The organism is Pseudomonas sp. P8_241 (assembly GCF_034008315.1).
Classification (GTDB): Bacteria; Pseudomonadota; Gammaproteobacteria; order Pseudomonadales; family Pseudomonadaceae; genus Aquipseudomonas.
Map to the genome: position 1 here is coordinate 1467402 of NZ_CP125377.1, position 13755 is coordinate 1481156.

The 13755-nt window shown below is 60.8% G+C and carries 13 protein-coding genes and 1 riboswitch; of the genes, 12 read left to right on the forward strand and 1 reads right to left on the reverse strand.

Annotated elements, in window-relative coordinates; genetic code table 11:
* Window positions 1-35: 35 nt before the first annotated feature.
* From QMK58_RS06535 to astE, 12 genes are all read left to right on the forward strand, one after another.
* Window positions 36-725 (forward strand): ABC transporter permease, encoded by a 690-nt coding sequence (locus QMK58_RS06535; protein ID WP_046819608.1) that lies wholly within the window; start codon window positions 36-38, stop codon window positions 723-725.
* Window positions 722-1420, forward strand: a complete 699-nt coding sequence (locus QMK58_RS06540) for an ABC transporter permease (protein ID WP_053156085.1) — start codon at window positions 722-724, stop codon at window positions 1418-1420. The genes QMK58_RS06535 and QMK58_RS06540 overlap by 4 nt, the downstream gene beginning before the upstream one ends.
* A gap of 1 nt (window position 1421) precedes the next feature.
* Window positions 1422-2534, forward strand: a complete 1113-nt coding sequence (locus QMK58_RS06545; protein ID WP_053156089.1) for a M14 family metallopeptidase — start codon at window positions 1422-1424, stop codon at window positions 2532-2534.
* A 27-nt stretch (window positions 2535-2561) separates the two neighbouring features.
* Complete coding sequence (locus QMK58_RS06550; protein ID WP_053156092.1) at window positions 2562-3326, forward strand: ABC transporter ATP-binding protein; 765 nt, start codon at window positions 2562-2564, stop codon at window positions 3324-3326.
* A 248-nt stretch (window positions 3327-3574) separates the two neighbouring features.
* Window positions 3575-4555 carry a transcriptional regulator ArgR gene (argR, locus tag QMK58_RS06555; protein WP_053156095.1) on the forward strand — a complete coding sequence of 327 codons (981 nt, stop codon included), beginning with the start codon at window positions 3575-3577 and terminating at the stop codon, window positions 4553-4555.
* A 328-nt stretch (window positions 4556-4883) separates the two neighbouring features.
* A complete protein-coding gene (locus QMK58_RS06560) occupies window positions 4884-6104 on the forward strand; it encodes an aspartate aminotransferase family protein (RefSeq protein ID WP_320396024.1) in 1221 nt (406 codons plus the stop codon).
* Window positions 6105-6327: 223 nt separating this feature from the next.
* Window positions 6328-7347, forward strand: coding sequence for an arginine/ornithine succinyltransferase subunit alpha (gene aruF, locus QMK58_RS06565; protein WP_053156101.1), 1020 nt, complete (start codon window positions 6328-6330; stop codon window positions 7345-7347).
* Window positions 7348-7417: 70 nt separating this feature from the next.
* Entirely contained in the window at window positions 7418-8443 is a 1026-nt protein-coding gene (astA, locus tag QMK58_RS06570) for an arginine N-succinyltransferase (protein WP_053156104.1), read from the forward strand.
* Window positions 8440-9909, forward strand: coding sequence for a succinylglutamate-semialdehyde dehydrogenase (astD, locus tag QMK58_RS06575; RefSeq protein ID WP_172681801.1), 1470 nt, complete (start codon window positions 8440-8442; stop codon window positions 9907-9909). The genes astA and astD overlap by 4 nt, the downstream gene beginning before the upstream one ends.
* Window positions 9910-10072: 163 nt before the next feature.
* Entirely contained in the window at window positions 10073-11419 is a 1347-nt protein-coding gene (gene astB / locus QMK58_RS06580) for an N-succinylarginine dihydrolase (protein WP_053156109.1), read from the forward strand.
* A 60-nt stretch (window positions 11420-11479) separates the two neighbouring features.
* Window positions 11480-11770: a topoisomerase II gene (locus QMK58_RS06585; protein ID WP_320396025.1), complete on the forward strand. Its 291-nt coding sequence runs from the start codon at window positions 11480-11482 to the stop codon at window positions 11768-11770.
* Between the two features lie 12 nt (window positions 11771-11782).
* Window positions 11783-12793: a succinylglutamate desuccinylase gene (astE, locus tag QMK58_RS06590; protein WP_053156115.1), complete on the forward strand. Its 1011-nt coding sequence runs from the start codon at window positions 11783-11785 to the stop codon at window positions 12791-12793.
* A gap of 126 nt (window positions 12794-12919) precedes the next feature.
* On the opposite strand, the gene QMK58_RS06595 is transcribed toward astE, so the two are convergent.
* Window positions 12920-13432: a 6,7-dimethyl-8-ribityllumazine synthase gene (locus QMK58_RS06595; RefSeq protein WP_053156117.1), complete on the reverse strand. Its 513-nt coding sequence runs from the start codon at window positions 13430-13432 to the stop codon at window positions 12920-12922.
* 101 nt (window positions 13433-13533) lie between these two features.
* A riboswitch (FMN riboswitch) is annotated at window positions 13534-13704 on the reverse strand.
* Window positions 13705-13755 lie beyond the last annotated feature (51 nt).

Sequence of the window (13755 nt, forward strand, 5' to 3'; positions counted from 1 at the left end):
CCATTTTTTCATCCGAACTTTCGAGGACCTGAATCATGTTGAAAGGCTACGGGGCTGTCATCCTCGATGGCGCTTGGCTGACGCTTCAGCTCGCCTTGTCGTCCATGGTCCTGGCCATTGTTCTGGGCCTGATCGGCGTGGCTCTGCGTCTGTCGCCAGTGCGTTGGCTGGCGTGGCTGGGCGACCTCTACTCCACGGTGATCCGCGGTATTCCCGACCTGGTGTTGATCCTGCTGATTTTCTACGGTGGTCAGGACCTGTTGAACCGCGTCGCACCACTGCTGGGTTTTGACGAGTACATCGACCTGAACCCGTTGGCCGCCGGCATCGGCACCCTGGGTTTCATCTTCGGTGCGTACCTGTCGGAAACCTTCCGTGGCGCGTTCATGGCGATCCCCAAGGGGCAGGCCGAAGCCGGCATGGCGTACGGCATGAGCAGTTTTCAGGTGTTCTTCCGGGTGTTGGTGCCGCAGATGATTCGCCTGGCGATTCCGGGCTTCACCAATAACTGGCTGGTACTGACCAAGGCTACCGCGCTGATTTCGGTAGTAGGCCTGCAAGACATGATGTTCAAGGCCAAGCAGGCGGCAGACGCCACCCGCGAACCTTTCACCTTCTTCCTCGCAGTGGCGGCGATGTACCTGGTGATCACCAGTGTCTCGTTGCTGGCGTTGCGTCACCTTGAGAAGCGCTACTCGGTAGGCGTAAGGGCGGCTGATCTATGATCTTCGACTACAACGTCATTTGGGAGGCTTTGCCGCTGTACCTCGGCGGCCTGGTGACTACCCTCAAGTTGCTCGCACTGTCGCTGTTTTTCGGCCTGCTGTGCGCGTTGCCTTTGGGCTTGATGCGCGTCTCGAAAAACGCCGTCGTCAACATATCGGCCTGGCTCTACACCTACGTGATTCGCGGCACGCCGATGCTGGTGCAACTGTTCCTGATCTACTACGGTCTGGCGCAATTCGAAGCGGTACGTGAGAGCTTCCTCTGGCCGTGGCTGTCCAGCGCCACGTTCTGTGCGTGCCTGGCCTTCGCGATCAACACCAGTGCCTACACCGCCGAAATCATCGCCGGCAGCCTGCGGGCCACGCCGAACGGCGAGATCGAAGCGGCCAAGGCCATGGGCATGTCGCGCTTCAAGATGTACAAGCGCATCCTGCTGCCGTCGGCCCTGCGCCGGGCGCTGCCGCAGTACAGCAACGAAGTGATCATGATGTTGCAGACCACCAGTCTGGCGTCCATCGTGACCCTGATCGACATCACCGGTGCGGCGCGCACGGTCAACGCGCAGTACTACCTGCCGTTCGAGGCGTACATCACCGCCGGCGTTTTCTACCTGTGCCTGACCTTCACTCTGGTGAAGCTGTTCAAGCTGGCCGAGCGTCGCTGGCTGGGCTACCTGGCCCCGCGGAAGCACTGATATGGAACGCATCGATCATGCTTTGCCGTGGAGCCACCTTGGCAGCGAGCGCCAGATTTCGGTGTTCCGTTTCGGTAATGGCGAGCGCAAGGCTTATATCCAGGCGAGCCTCCACGCCGATGAACTGCCGGGCATGCGCACGGCGTTCGAGCTGAAAAAGCGTCTGGCCGAACTTGAAGCCCAAGGCTTGCTCAACGGTGTGATCGAACTGGTGCCGGTGGCAAACCCACTGGGCCTTGGTCAATTGCTTCAGGGTAATCATCAAGGGCGTTTCGAGGCGGGCAGCGGCAAGAACTTCAACCGTGATTTCGTTGAGTTGAGCGCGCCAGTGGCCGCACAACTCGATGGGCATCTGGGCGATGACCCGCACGCCAATATCCAGTTGATCCGCCAGACCATGAGCGATCATCTGGCCGCGTTGCCACCGGCGAGCAGCCAGTTGCAGGGCATGCAGCGCGTCCTGCTCAGTCACGCCTGCACCGCTGATGTCGTGCTGGATCTGCATTGCGATGCCGAGGCGGCGCTGCACATGTACGCCTTGCCGCAGCATTGGCCGCAGTGGCGCTCGCTGGCCGCGCACCTGAACGTGCGGGTCGGTTTGCTGGCGGAAGATTCTGGCGGCAGTTCGTTTGACGAAGCCTGTTCGCTGCCGTGGTTGCGTCTGTCGCGTCTGTTCCCCGATGCGCAGATTCCACTGGCGTGCCTGGCGACTACCATTGAATTAGGTGGTCAGGCCGATACCGGTCGCGCCGAGGCCCAAGCCTACGCCGAGGGCATTCTGGCGTTCCTCGCCGAGCAAGGCTTGATCAGCGGCCAATGGCCGAAACCTGCGCAAGACCCTTGCGAAGGCCTGCCGTTCGAGGGCACCGAATTGCTGTTCGCGCCGCACCCCGGTGTGGTGAGTTTCCTGCGTAAACCCGGCGAATGGGTTGAGGCGGGCGATGAGATTTTTGAAGTGATCGATCCGTTGGCGGATCGGGTCAGCACGGTGTGTGCTGGTACGTCCGGGGTGCTGTTTGCCATTGAACGGCTGCGTTATGCCCAACCCGGTTTCTGGCTGGCCAAGGTGGCGGGGCGCGAAGCGCTGCGTCACGGGCGCTTGCTCAACGACTGACTGACTGTTTTTGTGAGAACCGACCGCATGTACAAGCTTGAAGTCCAAGACCTGCATAAACGCTACGGCAGTCACGAAGTGCTCAAGGGCGTGTCCCTGAAAGCGGCGGCTGGCGATGTGATCAGCATCATCGGCTCCAGTGGCTCTGGCAAAAGTACTTTCCTGCGCTGCATCAACCTGCTGGAGCAGCCGCACGCGGGCAAGATCCTGCTCAACAACGAAGAGTTGAAGCTGGTGGCGAACAAGGACGGCGCGCTGAAGGCTGCCGACCCGAAACAGTTGCAACGCATGCGTTCGCGCCTGTCGATGGTGTTCCAGCATTTCAACCTGTGGTCGCACATGACCGCGCTGGAAAACATCATGGAAGCGCCGGTTCACGTGCTCGGTATATCGAAAGCTGAAGCGCGTGAGAAAGCCGAGCACTACCTGAACAAGGTCGGCGTGGCCCATCGCAAAGACGCTTACCCGGGCCATATGTCCGGTGGCGAACAACAGCGTGTGGCGATTGCCCGTGCGCTGGCGATGGAGCCTGAAGTGATGCTGTTCGATGAGCCGACCTCGGCCCTCGACCCGGAGCTGGTCGGCGACGTGCTGAAAGTCATGCAGGCCCTGGCTCAGGAAGGCCGGACCATGGTCGTGGTGACCCACGAAATGGGCTTCGCCCGTGAAGTGTCGAACCAGTTGGTGTTCCTGCACAAAGGTATCGTCGAAGAAAGTGGCAACCCGCGTGAAGTGCTGGTCAATCCGCAGTCCGAGCGGTTGCAGCAATTCCTGTCCGGCAGCTTGAAGTAATCAAGACTGCCGTTGCGCACCGCGATAGTGCATGCTTCGCGATTTAGAGGCCGACCCCAATCCCCTGTAGGAGCCGGCTTGCCGGCGATGGCGGTATGTCTGTGCCAGATATGCAGCCTGGCCCATCGCTATCGCCAGCAAGCCGGCACCTACAGGTTTGATCGTTGCTGGTTTTGAGATTTGCGTTCATTTACGGGCTAGCATTGGCCCATGCCTTCATCACTGTTTTTCGCTTCGGATTGCCCACAATGACTGCCCATCGAATTGGTTTCCTGATTTGGCCCAGCACCAAAGCACTGACGCTTGCGCTGGCTGAGGAGGCCTTGCGTGTTGCCCAGCGTGTGCATCCGGACGTGGTCTACGAACTGACGTTCCTGCAGGCCGAACCGCCGACCGAAGGCGCCTGGCAATTGCCCGGTGAAGCGTGGACCGGCAAGCTCGAAAACTTTCAGAAACTGTTCCTGCTCGCTGACGAGCCGCCGACCACAATGGCGCCTGCGCTCAGCAGCGCGCTCAAGCAACTGGTGCGCGCCGGTTGCGTGATTGGCGGCCTGTCGGCCGGTGTCTATCCGCTGGCGCAACTGGGTTTGCTCGATGGCTATCGTGCTGCCGTGCACTGGCGCTGGCAGGACGATTTCGCCGAGCGCTTCCCGAAAGTCATCGCCACCAGCCATCTGTTCGACTGGGACCGCGATCGCCTGACCGCGTGCGGCGGCATGTCGGTACTCGACCTGTTGCTGGCGGTGCTGGCCCGAGATCACGGCGCTGAACTGGCCGGTGCCGTGTCGGAAGAACTGGTGGTCGAGCGCATCCGCGAGGGCGGCGAACGCCAGCGCATTCCACTGCAAAACCGCCTCGGCTCCAGCCATCCGAAACTCACCCAGGCGGTGTTGCTGATGGAAGCCAATATCGAAGAGCCACTGACCACTGACGAAATCGCCCAGCACGTGTGCGTGTCCCGTCGGCAGCTGGAGCGCATCTTCAAGCAGTACCTCAACCGCGTGCCGAGCCAGTATTACCTGGAGCTGCGCCTGAACAAGGCCCGGCAAATGTTGATGCAAACCAGCAAGTCGATCATCCAGATCGGCCTGTCGTGTGGCTTCTCCTCGGGGCCGCATTTCTCCAGTGCCTACCGCAATTTCTTCGGCGCCACGCCGCGGGAAGATCGCAACCAGCGGCGCAGCAGCAGCCCGTTTGAATTGTCGTCGGTGCCTTCCGAGCGCGGCTAGCTCCAGCGCCCGTCGATCATGTGCCCTGTAGGAGACGGCTTGCCGGCGAAGGCGTCCTCAAGGGCAGTGTATGGCTCTGGGCCGCCTTCGCTGGCAAGCCAGCTCCTACAAGGGCGTCGGTTTCCCGCGGAACTGCCTATAAGCGCTCGCGACAGTTTAAACTGCGCCTTTGCGACCCTATATGTCGCATTGCCGTAAACCCGGAAAAATACGGGGTTTGCGCTATAAGAAGTTGTCGCTTGGCGGCAAGGCCGGGCTGAAAACTGTCCTTACAATCCTCACCAAGCTCGCCAGTTTCAGGCGAGTGTTTTCTCTTCAGGAGACTCCGATGTCCGTTGAGCACGCTGCGGTACAACGCGCCGATTTCGATCAGGTAATGGTTCCCAACTATGCGCCTGCCGCATTCATTCCTGTGCGTGGTGCCGGTTCCCGCGTTTGGGACCAGTCCGGCCGCGAGCTGATCGACTTCGCCGGCGGGATTGCCGTCAACGTATTGGGCCACGCGCACCCCGCGCTGGTCGGTGCCTTGACCGAACAGGCGAACAAGCTGTGGCACGTGTCCAACGTGTTCACCAATGAGCCGGCCCTGCGCCTGGCCCATAAGCTGATCGACGCCACGTTTGCCGACCGCGCCTTCTTCTGCAACTCCGGTGCCGAAGCCAACGAGGCCGCTTTCAAGCTGGCCCGTCGTGTTGCGTTCGACCGTTTCGGCAGCGAGAAGTACGAGATCATCGCCGCGCTCAACAGCTTCCACGGCCGTACTCTGTTCACCGTGAACGTCGGTGGCCAGTCGAAGTACTCCGATGGCTTCGGTCCGAAAATCACCGGCATCACCCACGTGCCCTACAACGATCTGGCTGCGCTCAAAGCCGCCATTTCCGACAAGACGTGCGCCGTGGTACTGGAGCCGATCCAGGGCGAAAGCGGTGTGATCCCTGCTGAACTCGAATACCTGCAAGGCGCTCGCGAGCTCTGCACCGCGAACAACGCGCTGCTGATCTTCGACGAAGTGCAAACCGGCATGGGCCGTACCGGTCATCTGTTTGCCTACCAGCACTACGGCGTGATCCCGGACATCCTCACCAGCGCCAAGAGCCTGGGCGGCGGTTTCCCGATCGCGGCGATGCTGACCACCGAAGACCTGGCCAAGCACCTGGTCGTCGGCACCCACGGCACCACTTACGGCGGCAACCCGCTGGCGTGCGCTGTCGCCGAAGCCGTGATCGACGTAATCAACACCCCGCAAGTGCTGGCTGGCGTCAACGCCAAGCATGACAAGTTCAAGGCGCGCCTTGAGCAGATCGGCGAGAAGTACGGCCTGTTCACCAAGGTCCGTGGCATGGGCCTGCTGATCGGTTGCGTGCTGAGCGATGCCTGGAAAGGCAAGGCCAAGGACGTCTTCAACGCCGCTGAGCAAGAAGGCCTGATGGTCCTGCAAGCCGGCCCGGACGTGGTGCGTTTCGCCCCGAGCCTGGTGGTGGAAGACGCCGATATCGATGCCGGTCTGGACCGCTTCGAACGTGCCGCTGCAAAACTGACACAAGCCTGATAGACCCTTCGACGCCTGAGCTTTCAGGCGTCGAACCGAATTTTTTATGCCGGACCAGTCCTGACGCACCACCCCTGTAGGAGCCGGCTTGCTGGCGATGAGGCCCTTAAGCCTTGCGACGATCAACCTGCCGCCATCGCCACCAAGCCGGCTCCTGCAAAGGGTGTTTCAAGTTGAACCCGGTGTTTTTTCCTATAAGAGTTTTACGATAAGGAGTGACACCATGCTGGTGATGCGCCCCGCGCAAATGGCTGATCTGGGCGAGGTACAGCGTCTGGCTGCGGACAGCCCGATTGGTGTCACTTCCTTGCCGGATGACGTTGAACGCCTGAGCGACAAGATCGCCGCGAGCGAAGCTTCGTTTGCCGCCGAAGTGAGCTTCAACGGTGAAGAGAGCTATTTCTTCGTTCTTGAAGACTCGACCACCGGCAAACTGGTGGGCTGTTCGGCCATCGTGGCCTCGGCCGGTTATTCCGAGCCGTTCTACAGTTTCCGCAACGAAACCTTCGTGCACGCCTCCCGCGAGCTGAAGATTCACAACAAGATCCACGTGCTCTCGCAGTGCCACGACCTGACCGGCAACAGCTTGTTGACCAGTTTCTACGTGCAGCGTGAGCTGGTGGGTTCGCCTTGGGCTGAACTCAATTCCCGTGGCCGCTTGCTGTTCGTCGCCAGCCATCCAGAGCGCTTTGCCGATTCGGTGGTGACCGAGATCGTCGGCTACAGCGATGAAAACGGTGACTCGCCATTCTGGGATGCCATCGGCCGCAACTTCTTCGACCTCAACTATGCCGAAGCCGAGCGTCTGTGCGGGCTCAAAAGCCGCACGTTCCTCGCCGAACTGATGCCGCATTACCCGATCTACGTGCCGTTGCTGCCGGACTCCGCGCAAGAAGCCATGGGCCAGGTACATCCGCGGGCACAGATCACCTTCGACATCCTGATGCGCGAAGGCTTCGAGACCGATCACTACATCGACATCTTCGACGGCGGCCCAACGCTGCATGCCCGCGTTTCGGGGATTCGTTCGATTGCCCAGAGCCGCGTGGTGCCGGTAAAGATCGGCGAGCCGGCCAAAGGTGTCGGCCGACAGTACCTGGTGGCCAATGCCCAGTTGCAGGATTACCGTGCGGTCATGCTCGAGCTCGACTACGCGCCGGGCAAACCCGTGATCCTGGATCTGGAAGCGGCCGAAGCCCTGGGCGTCGGCGAGGGTGCGAGCGTGCGCCTGGTAGCGGTTTAACGTCGCAATTGATGCCTAGAAAGCAGCGAAGTTTCACGGGGGGCGCAAGCGACCCGTCTGAGGAGATAGCATGATCGTTCGTCCCGTACGCAGCAGCGATTTACCCGCTCTGATCGACCTGGCCCGTAGCACCGGCACTGGCCTGACCACCTTGCCGGCCAACGAAGAACGTCTGGCCCATCGGGTCGGCTGGGCCGAGAAGACCTTCCGCGGCGAAGCCGGGCGGGGAGATGCGGATTATCTGTTCGTGCTCGAAGATGACGACGCTCGAGTGGTCGGTATTTCCGCCATCGCCGGTGCCGTTGGCCTGCGTGAGCCTTGGTACAACTTCCGGGTCGGTCTGACGGTCAGTGCTTCCCAAGAGCTGAACATCTATCGCGAAATCCCGACGCTGTTCCTGGCCAACGACCTGACCGGCAACTCCGAGTTGTGCTCGCTGTTCTTGCACGCCGATTACCGCAGTGGTCTCAACGGTCGCATGTTGTCCAAGGCGCGCATGCTGTTCATCGCCGAATTCCCGCAATTGTTCGGCAACAAGATCATTGCCGAGATGCGCGGTGTCTCTGATGAAGCCGGGCGCTCGCCGTTCTGGGAGAGCCTGGGTCGACACTTTTTCAAAATGGAATTCAGCCAGGCCGATTACCTGACCGGCGTGGGCAACAAGGCGTTCATCGCCGAACTGATGCCGAAATTCCCGCTGTACACCTGCTTCCTGTCGCCGGATGCGCGCAACGTGATCGGTCAGGTACACCCGGACACCGAACCGGCGCTGGCCATGCTCAAAAGCGAAGGCTTCAGCTATCAGGGCTACGTCGACATCTTCGACGCCGGCCCGGCCATCGAGTGCGAAACCGGCAAGATCCGCGCGGTGCGCGACAGTCAGGCACTGGTGCTGGCCGTTGGCACGCCGGGCGACGACGCAACGCCGTTCATTATCCATAACCGTAAACGCGATGACTGCCGCATCACTGCTGCACCGGCACGTCTGGCCGCGGGTACGCTGGTGGTCGACCCGCAGACCGCCAAACGTCTTCAACTGAACGCCGGCGACCAAGTGCGCGCCGTGGCGTTATCCGCTGCCCGGGAGTCGAAATAATGAAGTCGCTATACATTGCAGGTGAATGGCTGGCAGGCGGGGGCGATGCCTTCGAATCGCTGAACCCGGTGACCCAGCAAGTGCTGTGGTCCGGCACCGGCGCCACCCCTGATCAGGTTGAATCAGCGGTGCAAGCTGCACGTCAGGCGTTCCCGGACTGGGCTCGTCGGACCCTGGAAGAACGCATTTCGGTGCTGGAGGCCTTTGCCGCTGCGCTGAAAAGCCACGCTGACGAACTGGCGCACACCATCGGCGAAGAAACCGGCAAACCCCTGTGGGAAGCCGCAACCGAAGTCACCAGCATGGTCAACAAGATCGCGATCTCGGTGCAGAGCTATCGTGAACGCACCGGCGAGAAGAGCGGCCCGCTGGGCGACGCCACTGCCGTACTGCGTCACAAACCTCATGGTGTGGTGGCGGTGTTCGGGCCTTATAACTTCCCGGGCCACTTGCCTAACGGTCACATCGTGCCGGCGCTGCTGGCCGGTAACAGCGTGCTGTTCAAGCCAAGCGAACTGACACCGAAAGTCGCCGAGCTGACGGTCAAGTGCTGGATTGAGGCGGGGCTGCCGGCAGGCGTGTTGAACCTGCTGCAAGGCGCTCGCGAAACCGGTATCGCCCTGGCGGCGAACCCCGGCATCGACGGGCTGTTCTTCACCGGTTCCAGCCGCACCGGCAATCACCTGCATCAGCAATTCGCCGGTCGTCCGGACAAGATCCTCGCGCTGGAAATGGGCGGCAACAACCCGCTGGTGGTCGATCAGGTCGCCGACCTCGATGCCGCGGTGTACACCATCATTCAATCCGCGTTCATTTCTGCCGGTCAGCGTTGCACCTGTGCCCGCCGTTTGCTGGTGCCGCAAGGCGCGTGGGGCGACTCGTTGCTGGCGCGTCTGGTCGCGGTCAGCTCGACTCTCTCGGTCGGTGCTTTCGATCAGCAGCCGGCGCCGTTCATGGGCTCGGTGGTGTCCCTTGGCGCGGCGAAAGCGTTGATGGATGCGCAAGAACATCTGTTGGCCAATGGCGCTGTGGCGTTGTTGGAAATGACTCAGCCGCACGCTCAATCGGCGTTGCTGACACCGGGCATTCTGGACGTGAGCGCAGTAGCCGATCGTCCTGACGAAGAGCTGTTCGGCCCGTTGCTGCAAGTGATCCGCTACGCTGATTTTGAGGCGGCGATCACTGAAGCCAATGACACCGCTTACGGTCTCGCTGCCGGTTTGCTGTCGGATTCCGAAGCGCGTTATCAGCAGTTCTGGCTGCAGAGCCGTGCCGGGATCGTCAACTGGAACAAGCAACTGACGGGTGCCGCGAGCAGCGCGCCATTCGGCGGCGTTGGCGCCTCGGGCAACCATCGCGCCAGCGCTTACTACGCGGCGGATTATTGCGCGTACCCGGTGGCCTCGCTGGAAACGCCGAGCCTGGTGATGCCTGCCACCCTGACGCCAGGCGTGAAGATGGTGTGATGCCCATCGCTGGCAAGCCAGCTCCCACAGGTCCTGCGTCGAACACAAGATTTGTGAACACCGCTGAACCTGTAGGAGCTGGCTTGCCAGCGATCGGCCGCGAAGCGGCCGCCAATCCTTTGTTACTGATGCCTATAAAAAACAGATTCGTGGAGCCTCGCTGATGAAATCCTATGAAGTCAATTTTGACGGTCTAGTGGGGCCGACCCATAACTACGGCGGTCTGTCCTACGGCAACGTCGCCTCCCAGAGCAACAGCCAGCAGTCTTCCAACCCGAAGGAAGCCGCGCTGCAAGGCCTGGCGAAGATGAAAGCGCTGATGGAAATGGGCTTCCAGCAAGGCGTGCTGGCACCGCAAGAACGTCCGGACGTGGCAGCCCTGCGTCGCCTGGGCTTTGGCGGCACCGACGCTCAAGTCATCGAGCGCGCCGCCAAGGAAGCGATGCCGCTACTGGTCGCCAGTTGCTCGGCGTCGAGCATGTGGGTGGCCAACGCCGCCACTGTCAGCCCCAGCGCCGACACCGCGGACGGCCGCGTGCATTTCACCGCCGCCAACCTCAACTGCAAATATCACCGCAGCATCGAGCATCCGACCACCAGTCGTGTGCTGGGCGCGATGTTCGCTGATCAACAACACTTCGCGCACCACGCCGCGTTGCCGGCCGTGGCGCAGTTCGGTGATGAAGGCGCGGCCAACCACACGCGTTTCTGCCGTGAGTACGGCGAAGCCGGCGTCGAGTTCTTCGTGTTCGGTCGCAGCGCGTTCGACACCCGCTACCCGGCACCGCAGAAGTACCCGGCGCGCCAGACCCTCGAAGCGTCCCAGGCCGTTGCCCGTCTGCATGGTTTGAGCGATGACGGCGTGGTCTATGCCCAGCAGAACCCGTCGGTGATCGATCAGGGCGTGTTCCACAACGACGTGATCGCCGTGGGCAACGGTGAAGTGCTGTTCTATCACGAGGACGCGTTTCTCGAGACCGAGAAGATGCTCGCAGAATTGCAGAGTAAACTTGCCAAGGTCGGTGGGAAATTTCAGTCGGTTTGCGTACCGCGTTCCGCGGTAACCGTAGAAGACGCGGTTCGGTCCTACCTGTTCAATAGCCAGCTTCTGTCGCGTTCTGACGGCTCCATGCTGTTGATCGTGCCGGAAGAATGCCGTGGCAACGAGCGTGTCTGGCAATACTTGCAGGGTTTGACCAGCTCCGGCGGCCTTATCCGCGAAGTGAAAGTCTTCGATCTCAAGCAGAGCATGCAGAACGGTGGTGGCCCGGCTTGCTTGCGACTGCGCGTCGCACTCAACGAAACCGAACTGGCGGCGGTCAATCAAGGGGTTATCATGACCGCACCGTTGTACGGCTCGCTGACCGAATGGGTCGACAAGCACTACCGCGACCGCATGACCGAAAACGATCTGGCGGACCCGCAGTTGCTGCTTGAGTGCCGGACGGCACTGGATGAACTGACGCAAATCCTTAAACTGGGCGCGGTTTATCCATTCCAGATCAATTGATCGACGGTGCGTTGTCCGATACGACAGCGCACCGCTTCATCTCAAACGAGAGCGTAAAACATGAGCGATTCCCTGCAGCTGATCCTTGAAGACACCGACGGTACGCAACTGGAGACTTCCTGCACCCGCGTCGCGGTCCTGTGGCAAGGCAAAGAGCTGTGGATCCAGCAGGACGGCCGCGGCCAACTGTTGATCGGCGTGGACGTCGAAGAAGGCGACGCCGAATACGCAAACCTGCTGTTGCGCCCATTGGCGACTAATCTGGTAAGTCTGCAGCTGGAGATGGAACCGGCTGAACTCGGCGACGACGAGGATCACGTTCACGGCCCGGATTGCAATCACGACCACTAAGGAAGCCGCTCTATGCTCGCCCTCGGCAAACTGCTTGAACTGACCCTCGCCGGCCGCGAACCGGCGGAGAAGACTCAACTGACTGTCGAAGGCGTGCGTATGCGCTGGTTGAGCGAAGGTGCGCTGGAAGTCCGGCCACCTGAAGCTCGCGACAATGGCCTGGACCTGCTGCTGTCGGCGGGTATCCATGGCAACGAAACAGCGCCGATCGAGTTGCTTGATCGCCTGTTGCATGACATAGCCCGCGGCGACCTGAAGCCGCGCGCCCGTATTCTGTTCCTGTTTGGCAACCCGGAAGCGATTCGCAAGGGCGAGCGTTTCGTCGAGCAGGACGTCAATCGGCTGTTCAACGGCCGTCACGAACAAAGCAGCGGTTGCGAAGCCCTGCGTGCTTGTGAGCTGGAGCGGTTGGCGGCGAGTTTCTTCAGCCTGCCGGATCGCCAGCGCTTGCATTACGACCTGCACACCGCCATCCGTGGCTCAAAAATCGAGCAGTTCGCCTTGTATCCATGGAAGGAAGACCGCCAACACTCGCGCCAGGAGCTGGCTCGCCTGCGTGCTGCCGGCATGGAAGCGGTGCTGCTGCAAAACAAACCGTCCATCGTGTTCAGTTCCTACACCTACGACAAGCTCGGGGCCGAGGCATTCACCCTCGAGCTGGGCAAGGCGCGGCCGTTCGGGCAGAACGACGGGGTCAATGTGTCTCTGCTGGAAAAACGCCTCAAGCAGATCATTGAAGGTACCGAGCCGGAATTGACCGACACGGCGCTGGACGGTTTGCAGCTCTACAGCGTGGCACGGGAAATCATCAAGCACAGCGACAGCTTCCGCCTGAACCTGCCAGTGGACATCGAGAATTTTTCGGAGCTGGAAGTGGGTTATCTGTTGGCGGAAGACATCGCCAATACCCGCTGGATCATCGAGGAGGAGGGCGCCCGGATCATCTTTCCGAACCCCAAGGTGAAGAACGGCCTGCGCGCCGGCATCCTGGTCGTGCCGACCACCGACGAAAACCTGGCCTGAAACAACACGATTCACTCTGTAGGAGCGAGCATGCTCGCGATGGTCGTCAACGATAACGCTGGGAGTCTGACACCCCGTGGCGCTCTTGGGCCCATCGCGACCATGCTCGCTCCTACAGGGTTGTGTTTAGACCGCTAGTGCACGCGGCTCGATGCGGCGCAGGCTGCGAATCTTGCGCAGCGTATCCGCACAGGTCTTCGCCGCTTCCTGGCCTTTGTGCACGAAGTGATCGAAGAAGAACTTGTGATGCAGTTCTTCGCCTGCATGGAAGTGGTGCGGGGTCAGGGACACCGAGAACACAGGCACTTCGGTTTCCAGTTGCACTTGCATCAGGCCGCTGACCACCGACTGGGCGACAAACTCGTGACGGTAGATGCCGCCGTCCACCACCAGGGCTGCGGCGACGATGCCGGCATAACGACCGGTCCTGGCCAGTAGCTTGGCGTGCAATGGCATTTCAAATGCACCGCCGACTTCGAAGAAGTCGATGTCGGATTCCTGATAACCCTGGGCAATCATTTCGGCGACGAAGCCTTTGCGGCTCTGGTCAACAATATCCTTGTGCCAGCAGGCCTGGATGAACGCTACGCGCTCGCCCTGATGGTGTTTGCTTTTGCTGTCGATTGCGGTGGGTTGCATGTTCTGACTCCTGTTTGTGTGAAAAACAGGGCTTTATGAATCGAAGGGGATTTGAGGGTACGCGCATGCATGAATGCCTGCGGACGGCCCTATGGTGCCAATCCCGTTCTCTCTTCATCCGGACTATGACCGTCGGCCCCGGGATCACACCGGGTCTGCTGACCTTGTCGCCAGTCACCGCCGAAGCCATGCTGCCGCCAAGCGCTCGCGGGCTATGCGCGTTGCGCGCAATTACCGCCGGTGGGGAGTTGCGCCCCGCCCTGAGAACGTTTTTGCCGCCGAAAAGTGTGGCGGCGCAGCGTTTTTAACACATATTTCCTTTA

Coding starts and splice junctions, on each gene's coding strand:
- aruF (WP_053156101.1), top strand. CDS start 6,328: ATGCTGGTGATGCGCCCCGCGCAAATGGCTGATCTGGGCGAGGTACAG.
- astB (WP_053156109.1), top strand. CDS start 10,073: ATGAAATCCTATGAAGTCAATTTTGACGGTCTAGTGGGGCCGACCCAT.
- QMK58_RS06540 (WP_053156085.1), top strand. CDS start 722: ATGATCTTCGACTACAACGTCATTTGGGAGGCTTTGCCGCTGTACCTC.
- QMK58_RS06560 (WP_320396024.1), top strand. CDS start 4,884: ATGTCCGTTGAGCACGCTGCGGTACAACGCGCCGATTTCGATCAGGTA.
- astA (WP_053156104.1), top strand. CDS start 7,418: ATGATCGTTCGTCCCGTACGCAGCAGCGATTTACCCGCTCTGATCGAC.
- QMK58_RS06545 (WP_053156089.1), top strand. CDS start 1,422: ATGGAACGCATCGATCATGCTTTGCCGTGGAGCCACCTTGGCAGCGAG.
- QMK58_RS06595 (WP_053156117.1), bottom strand. CDS start 13,432: ATGCAACCCACCGCAATCGACAGCAAAAGCAAACACCATCAGGGCGAG.
- QMK58_RS06585 (WP_320396025.1), top strand. CDS start 11,480: ATGAGCGATTCCCTGCAGCTGATCCTTGAAGACACCGACGGTACGCAA.
- astE (WP_053156115.1), top strand. CDS start 11,783: ATGCTCGCCCTCGGCAAACTGCTTGAACTGACCCTCGCCGGCCGCGAA.
- QMK58_RS06550 (WP_053156092.1), top strand. CDS start 2,562: ATGTACAAGCTTGAAGTCCAAGACCTGCATAAACGCTACGGCAGTCAC.
- QMK58_RS06535 (WP_046819608.1), top strand. CDS start 36: ATGTTGAAAGGCTACGGGGCTGTCATCCTCGATGGCGCTTGGCTGACG.
- argR (WP_053156095.1), top strand. CDS start 3,575: ATGACTGCCCATCGAATTGGTTTCCTGATTTGGCCCAGCACCAAAGCA.